The organism is Neotamlana nanhaiensis, from assembly GCF_000943555.1.
Lineage (GTDB): Bacteria > Bacteroidota > Bacteroidia > Flavobacteriales > Flavobacteriaceae > Neotamlana > Neotamlana nanhaiensis.
In genome coordinates this window covers 53,390-67,880 of sequence record NZ_JTDV01000001.1, presented here as the reverse complement: position 1 = coordinate 67,880, position 14,491 = coordinate 53,390, and the positions used below count along the sequence as shown (strand labels likewise).

The 14,491-nt window shown below is 33.3% G+C and carries 19 protein-coding genes; 1 reads left to right on the top strand and 18 read right to left on the bottom strand.

Translation table 11 applies throughout. The features are described from left to right. Positions 1-3: 3 nt before the first annotated feature. The 18 genes from PK35_RS00325 to PK35_RS00245 all read right to left on the bottom strand — a co-directional run bounded on the left by PK35_RS00325 (position 4) and on the right by PK35_RS00245 (position 12,954). Positions 4-1,308 carry a cryptochrome/photolyase family protein gene (locus PK35_RS00325; protein WP_044624690.1) on the bottom strand — a complete coding sequence of 435 codons (1,305 nt, stop codon included), beginning with the start codon at positions 1,306-1,308 and terminating at the stop codon, positions 4-6. After that, positions 1,309-1,770: an SRPBCC family protein gene (locus tag PK35_RS00320; RefSeq protein ID WP_044624689.1), complete on the bottom strand. Its 462-nt coding sequence runs from the start codon at positions 1,768-1,770 to the stop codon at positions 1,309-1,311. It abuts the gene before it with no gap. Positions 1,771-1,783: 13 nt separating this feature from the next. Then, a complete protein-coding gene (locus PK35_RS00315; protein ID WP_044624688.1) occupies positions 1,784-2,245 on the bottom strand; it encodes a TspO/MBR family protein in 462 nt (153 codons plus the stop codon). After that, on the bottom strand, positions 2,242-2,409 hold the full coding sequence (locus tag PK35_RS17460) for a Lacal_2735 family protein (protein ID WP_044624687.1): 168 nt from the start codon (positions 2,407-2,409) through the stop codon (positions 2,242-2,244). Before PK35_RS17460 ends, PK35_RS00315 begins: the two co-directional genes overlap by 4 nt. Before the next feature lie 4 nt (positions 2,410-2,413). Further along, positions 2,414-2,935 carry a glutathione peroxidase gene (locus PK35_RS00305; protein WP_044624686.1) on the bottom strand — a complete coding sequence of 174 codons (522 nt, stop codon included), beginning with the start codon at positions 2,933-2,935 and terminating at the stop codon, positions 2,414-2,416. Positions 2,936-2,947: 12 nt separating this feature from the next. After that, entirely contained in the window at positions 2,948-3,631 is a 684-nt protein-coding gene (locus PK35_RS00300) for an SDR family NAD(P)-dependent oxidoreductase (RefSeq protein ID WP_044624685.1), read from the bottom strand. A 24-nt stretch (positions 3,632-3,655) separates the two neighbouring features. Next, positions 3,656-3,871, bottom strand: coding sequence for a hypothetical protein (locus PK35_RS00295; protein WP_044624684.1), 216 nt, complete (start codon positions 3,869-3,871; stop codon positions 3,656-3,658). A 160-nt stretch (positions 3,872-4,031) separates the two neighbouring features. Next, positions 4,032-4,256, bottom strand: a complete 225-nt coding sequence (locus PK35_RS00290) for a hypothetical protein (RefSeq protein ID WP_044624683.1) — start codon at positions 4,254-4,256, stop codon at positions 4,032-4,034. Between the two features lie 4 nt (positions 4,257-4,260). Continuing rightward, positions 4,261-4,947, bottom strand: coding sequence for a GTP cyclohydrolase I FolE (gene folE / locus PK35_RS00285; protein ID WP_044625161.1), 687 nt, complete (start codon positions 4,945-4,947; stop codon positions 4,261-4,263). Positions 4,948-4,995: 48 nt separating this feature from the next. Continuing rightward, the gene (locus PK35_RS00280) at positions 4,996-5,280 is read right to left on the bottom strand and encodes a TIGR03643 family protein (protein ID WP_262509278.1); all 285 of its coding nucleotides are present in this window, start codon (positions 5,278-5,280) and stop codon (positions 4,996-4,998) included. Beyond that, positions 5,277-5,714, bottom strand: coding sequence for a hypothetical protein (locus PK35_RS00275; RefSeq protein WP_316930155.1), 438 nt, complete (start codon positions 5,712-5,714; stop codon positions 5,277-5,279). The genes PK35_RS00280 and PK35_RS00275 overlap by 4 nt, the downstream gene beginning before the upstream one ends. Before the next feature lie 109 nt (positions 5,715-5,823). Beyond that, the gene (locus PK35_RS00270) at positions 5,824-7,356 is read right to left on the bottom strand and encodes a cryptochrome/photolyase family protein (RefSeq protein WP_044624681.1); all 1,533 of its coding nucleotides are present in this window, start codon (positions 7,354-7,356) and stop codon (positions 5,824-5,826) included. A 48-nt stretch (positions 7,357-7,404) separates the two neighbouring features. After that, positions 7,405-8,715 (bottom strand): DASH family cryptochrome, encoded by a 1,311-nt coding sequence (locus PK35_RS00265; protein ID WP_044624680.1) that lies wholly within the window; start codon positions 8,713-8,715, stop codon positions 7,405-7,407. Next, positions 8,688-8,825: a DUF2256 domain-containing protein gene (locus tag PK35_RS17265; RefSeq protein WP_202903801.1), complete on the bottom strand. Its 138-nt coding sequence runs from the start codon at positions 8,823-8,825 to the stop codon at positions 8,688-8,690. Before PK35_RS17265 ends, PK35_RS00265 begins: the two co-directional genes overlap by 28 nt. A 4-nt stretch (positions 8,826-8,829) precedes the next feature. Next, complete coding sequence (locus PK35_RS00260) at positions 8,830-10,254, bottom strand: SDR family oxidoreductase (RefSeq protein ID WP_044624679.1); 1,425 nt, start codon at positions 10,252-10,254, stop codon at positions 8,830-8,832. A 34-nt stretch (positions 10,255-10,288) separates the two neighbouring features. Beyond that, positions 10,289-10,924 (bottom strand): flavin reductase family protein, encoded by a 636-nt coding sequence (locus PK35_RS00255; protein WP_044624678.1) that lies wholly within the window; start codon positions 10,922-10,924, stop codon positions 10,289-10,291. Further along, positions 10,924-12,234, bottom strand: coding sequence for an ABC1 kinase family protein (locus tag PK35_RS00250; RefSeq protein WP_044624677.1), 1,311 nt, complete (start codon positions 12,232-12,234; stop codon positions 10,924-10,926). Before PK35_RS00250 ends, PK35_RS00255 begins: the two co-directional genes overlap by 1 nt. 63 nt (positions 12,235-12,297) lie before the next feature. Next, a complete protein-coding gene (locus PK35_RS00245) occupies positions 12,298-12,954 on the bottom strand; it encodes a TetR family transcriptional regulator C-terminal domain-containing protein (RefSeq protein WP_044624676.1) in 657 nt (218 codons plus the stop codon). Between the two features lie 674 nt (positions 12,955-13,628). Between PK35_RS00245 and PK35_RS00240 the strand changes: the two genes are divergently transcribed. Then, entirely contained in the window at positions 13,629-14,477 is an 849-nt protein-coding gene (locus PK35_RS00240; protein ID WP_044624675.1) for a DUF2911 domain-containing protein, read from the top strand. The last annotated feature ends 14 nt before the right edge of the window (positions 14,478-14,491 follow it).

Below are 14,491 nucleotides of genomic sequence, written 5' to 3'. Positions count from 1 at the left end.
GACTTAATTTAAAGCTGATTTATACGTTTCTAAACAGCGTTCGCGAGCAAATTTATGATCTACAATGGGTTTCGGATAGGTTAATTCCTGATAATCTGGAACCCATTTTTTTATGTACTCATGTTGCTTATCAAATTTAGTAATTTGAGTGGTTGGGTTAAAGATTCTAAAATATGGTGCAGCATCAACCCCAGAACCAGCAACCCATTGCCAGTTACCTACGTTACTTGCTAATTCGTAATCATGTAATTTTTCGGCAAAATAAGCTTCACCCCAACGCCAATCGATAAGTAAATGTTTACACAAAAAACTGCCAACAAGCATGCGCACACGGTTATGCATGTGTCCCGTTTCGTTTAGTTCTCGCATACCAGCATCAACTAAGGGGTAGCCTGTTTTACCTTCGCACCAGGCTTTAAATTCAGTTTCATTATTTCGCCAAGAAATGCCATCGTATTTTGGTTTAAATGCTTTGGTTGCGGTATCTGGAAAATGCCACAGAATTTGCATAAAAAATTCGCGCCAAATTAGTTCTTGCCAGAATATTTCGTTTTTTTCAGCAATGGCTTTTTTTACCATTTTTCTAACGCTAACCGTTCCGAACCGTAAGTGTGGCCCTAATCGTGATGTACCGTCTTTGGCGGGGAAATTTCTAGTAGCTTCGTAATTTTGTATTAAAGTTGGTGTGACGTTGTAATCTTCAATTTGTTGATTAGATTTTTTAAAGCCAATATCCGATAAGGTTAGATTTGGTAATCGTGTATGTTCTATAAGATTATTTAGGTATGAATTGGTGTAGAAAATTTCAAGATTGTAATTTTTGAATTTATTTTTCCAAGTTTTCATATATGGCGTGTAAACCACATACGGATCGCCATCGTTTTTTACCACCTCGCTTTTTTCAAAAATAACTTGATCTTTGTAAGTTTTAAACGAAATATTATGATTGATTAATAACGATTTAATAGCTGTATCGCGAGTTTTAGCATAAGGCTCATAATCGTGATTAGTGTAAACCGTGTTTATCTTGTAGCTTTCTATAAGTTCCTTAAAAATGGTTTCTGGAGTACCTTTAAATATGGCAATACTACTGTTATGCTGTTCTTGTAATTCACTACGCATGCTTTGTAACGTCTGGTGTATAAAAGTTACGCGGGCATCATCTTCTGGTAAATTTTCAAGAATTTCGGTGTCAAATATAAAAATCGGGAGCACAGGATGCTCGCCTCGTAAAGCTTCATAAAAACCAATGTTATCATCTAGTCGTAAATCACGACGAAACCAAAATATATTTACTGTTTTTTCCATTTAATAAGTGCCAAATAATGCTTCTAATTTTTCTTTTCTGTAACTAAAAATTTCCTCAAGCTTTGGTTTTACAACAATGGGATGCATTAATTGACCTAAAATACCAAACGGCAATTTGTAATCTATAATATCTTCCATTTCTACACCACCGTCAATTACTTTAACAAAATGTTTATGGTGCCACAAATCGTAAGGGCCAAAACGTTGTTCATCCACAAAATACTGTTTATCGATAACATGCGTAATCTCAGTGACCCATTTTGTTTTGATCCCTAAAACTGGTGTTACAATATATTGAATTATTTGACCCGCAAACATCGGTCTATCGGCACCTGAAAGAATTTCAAAACCCATATAATCTGGGGTTATTACTTTTAAATTTCGTGGGTCTGACAAAAAATCCCAAGCTTGATTCACTGTTATTGGTAGCTTTTGAGTTCTATGTAACCTATAAACTTTCATTTATTGTAAATTATTAATTGTAAATAAAAATGTATGCATTTAGCGACGTAGCAATACATAACCAAACTAAATAGGGCAGTATGAGTAGCGATTTATACTTTAACGTAGCTTTATAATCGAAAAGAAATTTTGCAACTACCAAGGTTAAAAGCAAAATGCAAATTAAACCTAGAAGGATAAAATGCTTGTTAAAGAACAGAAAATTCCAACTGACGTTTAATACAAATTGAATACTAAAAAGCACTAGAATAGACGCTTCAGTTTTTAATTTGTATAAATACGCCATGTATATCGAAAAACAAAGCATGATGGTACTCCAAGCTACACCAAATAGCCAACCAGGTGGCGTCCAAGGTGCTTTATTTAAACTAGCGTACCATGTGGTTTGCGGCTCGTTATTCATTAATAACGTTCCCATTGCTAATGCCCCAAAATTGATAATTAAAAAAATGATTATCCCTTTTACGAGTTTCATGATTTTAGCATATCGAATTGTTTTGCAATGGCTCTGGCCTCGGCATATTTTCTCGCACTTTTTAAAGGATTTGTGCTTGAAAGCTGTAACCATTCGGCCATAACTTTATTGAATTTATCTTGAAGCTTTTCTGCTTCAGTTTTTCTTTTGAATAAATTAAACATGATTTTAATGTTTTAAGTGTTCGGTAATTTTTGAATTTAAAGGACTCGTGGTAGAGTAGAAGTAGTCAATGAATTGACCTTCTGGATCGACTAAATATTTCTGAAAATTCCATTTTACCGAAGAATTTTTTACTCCGTTATTTTCTTTTTGTGTTAACCAAGCATACAAAGGATGCTGATGGTCTCCTGTGACATCAATTTTTTCGGTAATTAAAAACGTAACACCGTAATTAACCTCGCAAAACGATTCAATTTCTTGTGCATTACCAGGTTCTTGATTTCCGAATTGATTACAAGGTAAACCTATTACTTGTAGATTTTTATGATATTTTTCATGTAATTCTTGCAATTCTTTATACTGTGGTGTAAAACCGCATTTTGATGCCACGTTTACAAATAATATGTATTTGCCTCGAAAATCATTAAGATTTATATGTTCTCCAGACAAACTTTTTAGCGTCACATCGTAAAGCGATGTGACACTTTGTGGTTTTTCTTTACTGAATAAGGTTTTTAAAAATGCCATAATGCTTCTTTTTTAAATTTTAAAACTTACAATGCCACAATCCATTTCGAAAACTTGTCCGGATAGTGAATTTGCCTTATCGGAAATTAAAAATTCGGCCATATTAGCAACTTCCTCAGGATTTAAAAGTTTCTTTAATGGATGACGCTCGGTAATGTTATCTACCATTTTCTCGTTTCGTAACAGTTTTGCGGCTAAGGGTGTGTTAGTAACCGTTGGCGCAATGGCGTTTACGCGAATATTAGGTGCTAATTCGGCGCCTAAAGATTTTACTAAACCTTCTACACCAGATTTTGCTGTGGCGATACTGGCATGAAAAGGCATCCCTAATTTAGATGCTACCGTACTAAAAAGTAGAATTGAAGCGTGTTCGGCTTGCTTTAAGACAGGTAAGTAATGCTTAATTGATTTTACGGCTCCTAAAACATTTATTTCGAAGTCGTTTTTAAAATCGTCTAAACTTAAATGCGAAATAGGTTTTAAATTGATACTTCCTGGGCAATAAATTAAACTGCTAATAGCATCAATTTTTGGTAAATCGTCGTTTAAAATGTCGCAGGAAAAATGGGTTAAATTGTCATGGTTAATTTCGGGAGATGTCCTGCTTATATTTATAACCCTATAGTTATCTAAAAGCGCATTAACAATGGCTTTACCAATGCCCTTACTACCACCAATTACAAGTATTGTTTTCATATGGTTTCAGGGCATTTTGTTTTTTTATGGCCTGCCCTTCAGCCGTTTTTCAATTTTTTGTTTTATCACGGTTAGGCGTTTCATTAGATCCATAATTTTAGGATCTTTTTCCTTTTTATAAATTGTGTTTAAGTCTAAAATTAGGCTTTTTACTTCTCTAGACGATTCAATACGCTCACTTGTCGTTTTAAACGTGTGCTTACGTTGTTCGAATTCTAAAGCACGATTAATGATCTCCATAGTCTTTTCTTTAATTTCTCATATTGGTTATAAAACCAGTACATTTTAACAATTTTGCAATATAGTAAAATGTGAGAAATTTTATGTTTTTAGCCATGGAAATTGTGTAAATTTTAATAAAATCAATTCAGATGAGCATATTTTTATCGATTTAATTAAATTAGGAAATTAAAGGAACTCCTTTTAATCGTTTTTCAACTTTTTGTTTAATAGCTGTTAATCGCTTCATTAAATCCATGATTTTTTGATCTTTTTTTTGCTTATAAATCTGGTTTAAATCTAGAATTAAGGTCTTGGCTTCTCTAGAGATTTTTACTCTGTCGCTGGTCGATAAAGATTTTCTTTTTCTGTTTTCAAACTCTAATGCGCGTTCTATTAAATCCATAATTTTAAATATTTATGTAGTTATACAATTCTGCAATTTTTTCTGAAGTATTAAAAGCACCACCATAATAAGCGGTAACAGTGCTCGAGTTATCGTCTTTTACACCGCGAGAAGACACGCATAAATGCTTAGCATCTATAATTACGGCAACATCTTGAGTGTTAAGTACACTTTGAAGTTCGTGGGCGATTTGGTTGGTAAGACGTTCTTGTACCTGCGGTCGCTTAGCAAAATATTGCACTATTCGGTTTAATTTTGATAAACCAATAACTTTACCAGAAGAAATATAAGCCACATGTGCTTTACCAATTATTGGAACAAAATGATGTTCACAATTGGAATAAAATGTGATGTTTTTTTCTACTAGCATTTGATTGTATTGATACTTATTATCAAACAACGCAACTTTAGGTTTGTTTTTTGGGTTTAATCCAGAGAAGATTTCTTCAACATACATTTTGGCAACACGCTGTGGTGTACCTCTTAAAGAATCGTCTGTTAGGTCTAAACCTAAAACGTCCATGATTTCTTCAAATAAAATGGAGATACGCTCTTTTTTTTCAGAATCTGATAATTTGAACGCATCTGGTTTCATAGGAGTTTTCAGATTTGTAAAGAGATGATCGTCTCCAATATCTTCAACCGTAAAACCATTTAAATCATGACCGTTTAGTAATTTTTCATTTTTCATAGCATCTTTTTTAATTGCTGTTTTCATGAGGAATGAAACAAAGCAAATTTATCTTCGTTTAGATATTTTATTGTGTGTTATTTGTTTTTGTCTGCTACATTTAAAGCGTCCTTTTTCAAATACTCTTAATTTTTCATGTTTTGTTGTTCTGCCTTGAACGCGTTTACGCCAAAGCTTGAAACTACTCGGCTTAAGTTGCTTACGCATCAAGTTTATTACGTCTTGTTCTTTTAATCCAAATTGAAATTTTATGGCTTCAAAAGTTGTTCGATCTTCCCATGCCATTTCAATTATGCGGTCTATGTCTTCAGTTGTAAATTGTGCGTATTTCAAAAGCTAAATTGTTTACTGTACTTTATTTTCTCGTTTAATATCTTTTTAAAAAACTGTTTATTTTCCTTTAGCATCTTATTCATATTAAATCGAATGAAATTACCTTGAGCGTGTATGCTCGTTGCATCGGTTTTGTAAATAACAAGTTGGTAATATGGAATAGCCCAAGTGTAATTTTTCAATCCTTTGTTAATGTAAACCAGTATGCCTTCTTTTCTAATTTCGATGTTTGCATAATTGATATTCGATACTTTATTAAGGTATTTTTTAAAGTTGTTACTTACTTCATCAATTATCATTCTGGAAGAACCAATACCTTTTATTCTAAAAGCTTCAAAAAGCGTGTACGGTCTTCCTACCAATTCGTTTATTATGAATTTATGCTCTTTGTTGTAATGTGTTGTATCTAATACCATTGGTAAAGCTTTCCTCAAAGATAAATAATGTTTAAATTTTTTTTATAAAAATTAAACAAAAATTAACATTTATGTGTTTGATTGAATGTGGTGTGTGGTTTCAAAGATTTATTAGTTCTGGTAATTTCTAATAATTATCAGGATTTTCAATGATACTTTGTGCACGTTTTTTGATGTTTACCAGTTGGTCTTTATCCATTTTATCAAGTAAACTGTACATCATTCCCATACGACGGTTATTGCCTAAAATGCTGCGTTTGTCATCTAAAAAATTCCAGTATAAGCTGTTAAAAGGACAAGCTTTGTTGCCTAATTTTTCTTTTTTATCGTAATGGCAATTATCACAATAATTACTCATTTTATTGATGTAACTTCCGCTAGAAACGTATGGTTTGGTTGCTATTTTTCCACCATCAGCAAATTGACTCATGCCACGCGTGTTGGGTAATTGTACCCATTCTAAAGCATCAACATAAATACCTAAATACCATGCATCAACATCTTCTGGATTTATTTGTGCAAGCAACGCAAAATTACCAGTCACCATTAAACGCTGTATGTGATGCGCGTAACCATTATCAAGACTGTTGGTTATGGCATTTTTTAGGCAATTCATTTTGGTGTTTCCTGTCCAATAAAATTCAGGAAGTTTATTGGTGTTTTCTAAATGATTTTCAGTTTTATAATCTGGCATTAAAGCCCAATACATACCGCGCATATACTCTCGCCAACCAATAATTTGACGAATAAAACCTTCAACTTGAGAAATATCAATATTGTTACCATGTTTGCGCCAATAATTTAAAACAGTATCTACAATATTTTTTGCTGAAATAAGCTTGATATTCATCGCAAAAGATAATCGTGAATGGAATAAATAGACTTCGTCCGTATGCATGGCATCTTGATAATCGCCAAAATGAATGAGCAATTCCTCACAGAAATATTTAAGTTGATCAAGCGCTTGTGCTCTGGTAATTGGGTAACTAAACGTTTTAGTGTCAAATTTGCCAATGGTTTTGATGTCACTTTTTTTGATTAACTCGACAATATTTGAAACATCATTTTTAAAATATTTGTAAGTCGGAATATTGTGTTCGCCTTTCCATTTGTTGCGATTACTTTTGTCGTAGTTCCATTTACCGCCTTCAGGTTGGTTTCCAGCCATAAGAATGTCGTGCTTTTTACGCATATCGCGGTAAAAATTCTCCATTAAATATTGCTTTTTACCTTTGAAGAAGTTCTTTAAGTCATTGCGTTCTGTGTAAAAATGTTCTGTTGAAAACACTTCAGATTCAATATCTAGAGACTTGCAAAATTCTGATAATTGTTGATCTACGCGATACTCGTCTGGTAATTGGTATTCAAACTTTTCAATATCGTGTTTTTTGATAAGTTGTTTTAGGTTTTTAACTAAATCTTGCGTGTTGTCTTTATCGTCTAGTTTGTAATAGACAACTTTAAAATTGTTTGTTTTAAGATGATTTGAAAACGCACGCATTGCAGCAAAAAAGCCAATTATTTTTTGAATATGATGCGTGACATAATCGGTTTCTTGGCGCATTTCAAATAGACAATACACTACATTTTTATCGTTGGTTTTATACCTACTGTGTTTGCTGTTTAATTGATCGCCAAGTATAAGTCTAAGTGTTTTCATGAAATCTTTTTTAGTCTTCGACTGTGCTCAGACTGACATAAATATATTTTAAAATAAAGTGTCTTGTAACCATAAACGCTGGTATTTACCGTTACTATCGTAGCGGTCGGCTTGAAGTTTGACGTTAAACTTTCGGTCTCTCGGGTCGTTACCAACGCCAGCAACATACATCCAGTTACCGTAATTGCTGTGCACATCGTAATCGATAAGTAAACTCTCAAAATACGCTGCACCAATGCGCCAATCTAATTCCATGGACTTTGCAAAATAACTCGCTACATTTTGTCTACCGCGATTACTCATCCAACCAGTTTTTTTAAGTTCGATCATATTGGCATTTACAAAAGGTTCAGACGTTTTACCATTTATCCAGTCGTTAATTTTTTGTTGATTTTTAGACCAGTTGTAATCCTTGTTTAAAATTCCACCTATTTTAAAGATTTGATTGCCAAATTTTAAAGACACATATTTAAAATAGTCGCGCCAAATAAGCTCGAAAATAAGCCAAAAGGTAGAATCGTTTTTAAAATAGGCTTTCTCAAACTGCTTGACTTGATAGTAAATATGTTTAGCAGAAATGCTTCCATTGGCTAACCAAGGTGAAAATTTGGAACTAAAATCTTTACCAATCAATCCGTTACGCGTCTTTTTATAAACGCCTAATTTTTTAGAGTTGAAAAAATAGTCTTCCAAACGTTTCAATCCTTCAGTTTCTCCACCTTTTAACGGAAACGCAAAATTTGGATGAACTTCAAAATCTTCAAAACCTAAATCCTGAAGTGTTGGAATAGAAGTTGGATTTTCTAAAGTGTTTTCATTTATTTTTTCATTTGAAAAAGAAGTTTCTGGTCGTATTGTGCTTTGTTTTTCGCAAGCTTTTCTAAATTCCGTAAAAACTTTAGGTAATTGTTCTATACTGAAAGGAATATCCTCCGGATGATATAAAAATTGATTGTAACTTGCTAAAATTTGGATGTGATCAGGCAACTTTTCTTTCACCTTATTAAATACATCAACTTCTTCTTGCGTCCATTCTTCTTGTAAAAAAATATGATTGACTTGATAATTTTCTACCAAATCTGGAATACAATTTTCCGGTTTTATGGTATACACAAATAACGGAATATTAAGTTGAGCTAGATTATTTTTTAAATCGGTTACGGTTTCAATTAAAAATTTAGCTCTGTATTTTTCGGTTTTTTTAAAGCCAAATTGATCATCTTCAAATTGTCTTGGATCAAAGCAAAATAAAGCGATGACACGATTATTACTTTTAATAGCATTGGCTAACGAAGCGTTATCGTGAATGCTTAAATCGTTTCTAAACCAAACTAGGCTTGTGTTTTGTTTCTTCTGCATTTTTCGCTACAATATTTTATATTGTCCCAATTTTTCTCCCATTTTTTTCGCCATGTAAATGGTAGTTGGCAAACGGGACAAATCTTTGTTGGTAAGTGTTGTTTAGCTATTCCTTTAGGCATTGGCAAGTTTGTTAATCATGCCTCTAAAAATAAAGCCGTGAAAGGGTAAAACGCTATACCAATATAGGCGTCCCCAAAGCCCACGTGGTCTAAATGTAGCCGTTTGTTTGAGTAGGTTATTTTCAATTTTAAATTCTAACCAAGCCTCGCCAGGTAAGCGCATTTCGGCGTAAAGCAGTAGTTTTTGTTGTTCTTTATCGGCAAAAATAACGCGCCAAAAGTCAAGCGCATCACCGGCATCAAGTTCAGTTGGGCTAGTTCGTCCACGGCGTAATCCTATACCGCCAAAAACCTTATCGATATAGCCTCTAATTTTCCATAAAAATGTACCGTAATACCAACCATTTACGCCACCTATACGCCATATTTTATCAATGGTCTTTTTAGCATTTAAAACCTGTTTTTCTTTATAATCTTTAAAACAGCCGTACTGTGGCACATTCACGTATTTATGAAGATTGTTTCGTAAACGACCACTACTAACCATAGAATCTTTCCAACTGGAAATAATACCGTTTTGCTCAATTTTTTCGAATGCTAATTCGACGGCTTCTTTATAAGTTATCGGGTCAATATTTAAAATTGCGTTAATGTCACTTGGTTTTCCTATTATTTGAATGCCCATACTATCTACCAACGAGGTTGCTAGTTTGTATGAAGTCGATGTGACAAAATATAACCAATACGACGATAATTTGGGCGTCATTACAGGAACCGTTAAAATGTAGCGTTTCAATCCTCTAACTTTTGCAAACTGTAGGAGCATTTGCTTGTACGTTAATATTTCAGGCCCAAAAATATCGAATGCGTTGTTATACAATTTGGTGTTTCCAGCAGCTTTACTCAAATAGTTTAAAACATGGCGAACAGCAATAGGTTGGGTTTTGGTGTGAAGCCACTTTGGCGCGATCATTACAGGAAGTTTTTCAACCAAATCTCGAATAATCTCAAACGATGAACTTCCTGAACCCACAATAATTCCAGCTTTAAAAGTAGTAAGCGCGTAGTGTTTCGAATTCAGTTTATTTTCAACGTTTTTTCTAGATTCTAAATGTTTTGAAAGTCGGTCTTCGTTGGTAATTCCACTTAAATAAATGACTTGATCAACCTGAGTAGTTTCCATGTAATTCTTGAAGTTTACTGCACAGGTTTCTTCAAGTTCATTAAATTTTTTTGATGAATTAGACATGGAATGTATGAGGTAATACGCCACATCTATCTTTTTAGGAATATTATTTAAGGTTTCCGGCTTTAAAAAATCGGCTTCAATAACATAAATTAGTTCTTCCTCGCTGTAGCTTTTATCGGCTCTCAATCGGTCGCGAACCACGCACACTACGGTATGTCCTTCATTTATTAAAAAAGGAATTAACCGTTTGCCAATGTAGCCTGTTGCTCCTGTTACGAGAATAGTCATAATTAATGTTGTTTGTTTTTAAGGTGTAGGCTATTTAGGTTATTGAATTAGCTACAGTTTTTGGGCGTTGATACCCAAATCTTGTTTTATTTTCAGGAATGGCATAACCGTCTAATCCGTTTATTGCAGCGACTTCGGCCTTAGAAATGTTGATAAAACCATCATCTTCAATAAGTGCGTCGTTTACAAAAAGTCCGACTATTTTACCAATGACTAAAATGGTATCATTAGCTTTAATATGATATTCTTCAACAAATTCCATAGCCAATTGCACAGGCGAACCACTTACAAATGGTGCGTGAAATTCTTGTTTGTATTCGGATTGTAATTCGGTGACATCAAATTCTGAAATACTTTTATCGTATTTGGCTGAAGTATGATGCGCATCTTTTGTAATCGATTTATAAATATGATTGATGGTGTAATACCCTGTATCCTTAATATTCTGATAAGTGTTTCTAGGGACCGTAGTTGGTCGTAAAAAGAGACCTAACATGGCAGGACTAGAGCCAATATGCGTTACAGAACTAAACACCGCCACGTTTTCTTCACCACTTTTTGAAGCAGTACCAATAAGGTTTGCCGATTTGTAACCAGAACAACTGTTTATTAAATTAATTCTATAAATGTGCGGTAAGGCATCTATATGTGAAGCTGTAAAATAGGCCATTATAGTTTTTTAAAGTTGTTAATTTTGATGTTTTGTGCTTTCAAATCGAACATTAAATTATACAGTCCAAAAAAGGTTCTGTTAATGTAAATGAAGTGTTTCGATCCGCGATTACCATTCATCTTTTTAAGTTCGGTGTTTTTGCTGTAACGTTGTCCCATTTCTGAAATAGCATTGAAAAATTCAGCATCAGAAAAATCAAAAGTTTTTACATGAAATGGTTTGGTAAATAAACTAAGTAACTCATGAAACATTGCTGAGAAGAACTCTAATTCTTCTTTAGAATCTTCTTTACGAAGAATTTCTAATTCAAACATCTTTTCGGTAAACAAAGCCTTGTCTTGTAGGCTTTCTTTTTTAGCCAATTCAAAATACGGTATGTAAAAATCTTCAGGAACTGCTTTCATGCAACCAAAATCCAAAGCAATAAGTTCACCTTGATTAGACACTAAAAAGTTTCCAGGATGCGGATCAGCATGTACTTTTTTGAGCATGTGCATTTGATACATATAAAAATCCCAAAGCGCTTGCCCAAGCTGGTTTGCTAATTCTTGATTGGTATTGTGCGCGGTAAATTCAGAAAGATGTTCGCCTTCCATCCAATCCATGGTTATAATGCGTTCTGAAGATAAATCTTCGTAATACTCAGGAAATTTAAGATTAGGAATGTGTTTACAAGCCTTAGCGATGGCTTTACTTTGCGCCACTTCAAGTACGTAATTGGTTTCTTCAATTAGTTTGTTTTCTACCTCTTTAAAATACTTGTCGCTATCTTTTCCTTTGATGTTAAACATTTTGATAGCTATTGGTTTTACTAAGGCTAAATCGGTTGAAATACTCTCAGCAACACCAGGATATTGAATTTTCACAGCAAGTTTTTTCCCATCCTTTTCGGCTAAATGCACTTGACCAATACTGGCTGCATTAACCGAATTAAGATTGAAGCTATCAAAAATGTAGTTTGGTAATTTTCCGAAGTATTTTTTAAATGTTTTTTTTACTAAAGGTGCCGATAATGGCGGAACAGAAAACTGTGCCAAAGAGAATTTCTCTACATAAGCCTGTGGTAAAATGCTTTTTTCCATACTCAACATTTGCGCTACTTTTAAAGCACTACCTTTAAGTTGTTTTAAGCTGTCATAAATGTCTTCAGCATTGTTTTTATTGAGGTTTTCTTTGGCTATCGTTTCGTCTTTGGTGATTTTATCGCCATAATATTTGAGATAATTAACACCAACTTTAGCGCCAGTTGAAACCAGTTTTGTAGCTCGAGAAATTTTCGAAACAGGTATTTTATCTATGGTTTTCATGGGATGCTTTTTTTGGGTATTTTTTAATTTGAGCCACTTTGTTTGAAGCAGCTCTTTGCATATTTAGTTCATTTGGATTTTTTCTTTGTAAATGAATTTTCCAAAATCTATCAGGCTTTTTAGTGGTGCAATATTCAAAACATCAAAACTCGTATTTACCGATTTTTCAATGAAAATATCTGTTTTTTCAAAAGATGCCGATGTATCATCCATCCAGAACTTTAGGGTTAGCATTAATTGCATCCAAGCGGATTCTTTTAAGGTATTCTGCTGAATTTTATCAATGCGTTCTTGCTTCGTTTCAATTAGCTCAATCCCGAGACCATGAATGTAGTTGGTAAAACTTGTTTTGAAATCCTTGAGCACCATAAGGTTCTTGAGTTTGTTTTTATGCTTATTAAGTGCATAAATAACGTAACTACGGTTTGCAGTAAGATTCTCGAAAAACGTGAAGTAGAAACTGAGTAATTTGTTTCTAGGTTGGAAATTTTGATAATCTTCACTAGCTTCTAAAGCCGATAATGTATTATGGAAGAAGGCTTGAAATACACCTTTTTCAATGGCCTCAAAACTTCCGAAATGTGCGTAGAATTTAGCTTCTTCAAAATTATTATGTTTTGCAAAAGCATAAACTGTTTTAGGTTGTTCGTTGTGCTCTAAAACAAAATCCATGTAAAATGAGATGATGTCGTTAGCATTTATATGTTTCTTTTTTGCCATTACTTTTTGTTTTTAATAGCATAAAGATACAAAATGTTTAACTTAATTAAATATAGGTTAAACAAAAATTAACAAGACGATGTAGTTTATCTGTTTTTCAAGTGATTAAATAGAATGGTTTCTGGTTAAATTCACTATCATTTAAATGACAATAAATTAGAGCATTTGTAAAAATAAATGAGCGCAATCAAAATCTAATAGTTATTAATGACTGCATAGGTTTTGGTTACGCTCAACTTAAAATGTCTATTTTTTATGCACGATGCTAATTTTCTAATCTTGTAAAAGTCATAATTAATATATTTTAACAACACGAATGGTTGTTGGTTTTACTGTTTAAAAATGAAGTGATAGCTGTTTACATTTTTGTCCAATTATCATGATTGATGCAGTAACAAGCGCTAGTATCTGCAATAGTACCTTGAATTAATCCTAGGTTTTTTAACTCTTTTAAATGCTTTAAAATAAAAGGCTAATTGGTTTTTTCCTCGGTAAATATTTCAGATTTAATTAATCCAATAATTCAATTTTTGTTTTGATTTATTGAAATATCAGTATAAAAGAAATTAAGTCACAATAAAATTTTATTCATTTTAGGCTTTTGTTAACATATGTAGTGTATTTGATGCGTAATTTTATGGCTAATAATTATAGACCTTAAATATTAATTAAAAATGAAAAAATTACTATCACTTCTATTTGCGCTTACCGTAGTATTCGCTGTAAACGCCCAAATAGAAACGCCTGCAGCAAGTCCTGCAAGTAAACTAGAGCAAAAAGTTGGTTTAACCGACATTACCGTAACGTATTCCAGACCAAGCGTAAAAGGAAGAACTATTTTTGGAGAATTGGAAGCGTGGGGAAGTATTTGGAGAACAGGTGCCAACCAAAATACTGTAATTACATTCAGTGACGATGTAAAAGTAGGCGATCAGGCGCTAAAAGCAGGTTCGTACGCTATTTTTACTAAATTAAATTCGGCAAAACAATGGGATATTATGTTTTATACCGATACCAATAACTGGGGTACACCACGTAATTGGGATACCAGTAAAGTAGCGGCAACTGTTAGTGTTGAAGTTTTTGAAGTGCCTTTTAATGTTGAAACATTTACCATAGATATTAATAGTATTACTAGTAATTCTGCTAAAATAGAAATGCTTTGGGAAAAATCGTATGTAGCAATTCCATTTACTGTTCCTACTGATGCTAAAGTAACAGCGGCTATTAATGCTGTGATGAACGGACCAAGTGCTAACGACTATTATGCTTCGGCCGTTTATTATTTAAATTCTGGAAAAGATATTAAGCAAGCCAAAACATGGATTGATAAAGCGATGAGTATGTTTGAAACTCCTGTATTTTATCAGTTAAGACAACAATCTTTAATTTATGCCGCAGCTGGCGATAAAAAAGGCGCTATTAGCTTAGCGAAACAATCGTTAGAGGCAGCAAAGAAAGCGGGAAATGCACAATATGTTAAGTTTAATGAAGCTTCGCTTAAAGACTGGGGTGCTAAGTAAAATGTACTGTAATT

What these genes read in the sequence shown, in the direction of transcription:
- PK35_RS00295 (WP_044624684.1), bottom strand. Translation starts at nt 3,871, where the DNA reads ATGGAGATCATTAATCGTGCTTTAGAATTCGAACAACGTAAGCACACG.
- PK35_RS00245 (WP_044624676.1), bottom strand. Translation starts at nt 12,954, where the DNA reads ATGGCAAAAAAGAAACATATAAATGCTAACGACATCATCTCATTTTAC.
- PK35_RS00315 (WP_044624688.1), bottom strand. Translation starts at nt 2,245, where the DNA reads ATGAAACTCGTAAAAGGGATAATCATTTTTTTAATTATCAATTTTGGG.
- PK35_RS00270 (WP_044624681.1), bottom strand. Translation starts at nt 7,356, where the DNA reads ATGAAAACACTTAGACTTATACTTGGCGATCAATTAAACAGCAAACAC.
- PK35_RS00265 (WP_044624680.1), bottom strand. Translation starts at nt 8,715, where the DNA reads ATGCAGAAGAAACAAAACACAAGCCTAGTTTGGTTTAGAAACGATTTA.
- PK35_RS00320 (WP_044624689.1), bottom strand. Translation starts at nt 1,770, where the DNA reads ATGAAAGTTTATAGGTTACATAGAACTCAAAAGCTACCAATAACAGTG.
- PK35_RS00325 (WP_044624690.1), bottom strand. Translation starts at nt 1,308, where the DNA reads ATGGAAAAAACAGTAAATATATTTTGGTTTCGTCGTGATTTACGACTA.
- PK35_RS00300 (WP_044624685.1), bottom strand. Translation starts at nt 3,631, where the DNA reads ATGAAAACAATACTTGTAATTGGTGGTAGTAAGGGCATTGGTAAAGCC.
- PK35_RS00250 (WP_044624677.1), bottom strand. Translation starts at nt 12,234, where the DNA reads ATGAAAACCATAGATAAAATACCTGTTTCGAAAATTTCTCGAGCTACA.
- PK35_RS00290 (WP_044624683.1), bottom strand. Translation starts at nt 4,256, where the DNA reads ATGGATTTAATAGAACGCGCATTAGAGTTTGAAAACAGAAAAAGAAAA.
- PK35_RS00255 (WP_044624678.1), bottom strand. Translation starts at nt 10,924, where the DNA reads ATGGCCTATTTTACAGCTTCACATATAGATGCCTTACCGCACATTTAT.
- PK35_RS00260 (WP_044624679.1), bottom strand. Translation starts at nt 10,254, where the DNA reads ATGACTATTCTCGTAACAGGAGCAACAGGCTACATTGGCAAACGGTTA.
- PK35_RS00305 (WP_044624686.1), bottom strand. Translation starts at nt 2,935, where the DNA reads ATGGCATTTTTAAAAACCTTATTCAGTAAAGAAAAACCACAAAGTGTC.
- folE (WP_044625161.1), bottom strand. Translation starts at nt 4,947, where the DNA reads ATGAAAAATGAAAAATTACTAAACGGTCATGATTTAAATGGTTTTACG.
- PK35_RS00240 (WP_044624675.1), top strand. Translation starts at nt 13,629, where the DNA reads ATGAAAAAATTACTATCACTTCTATTTGCGCTTACCGTAGTATTCGCT.
- PK35_RS17460 (WP_044624687.1), bottom strand. Translation starts at nt 2,409, where the DNA reads ATGTTTAATTTATTCAAAAGAAAAACTGAAGCAGAAAAGCTTCAAGAT.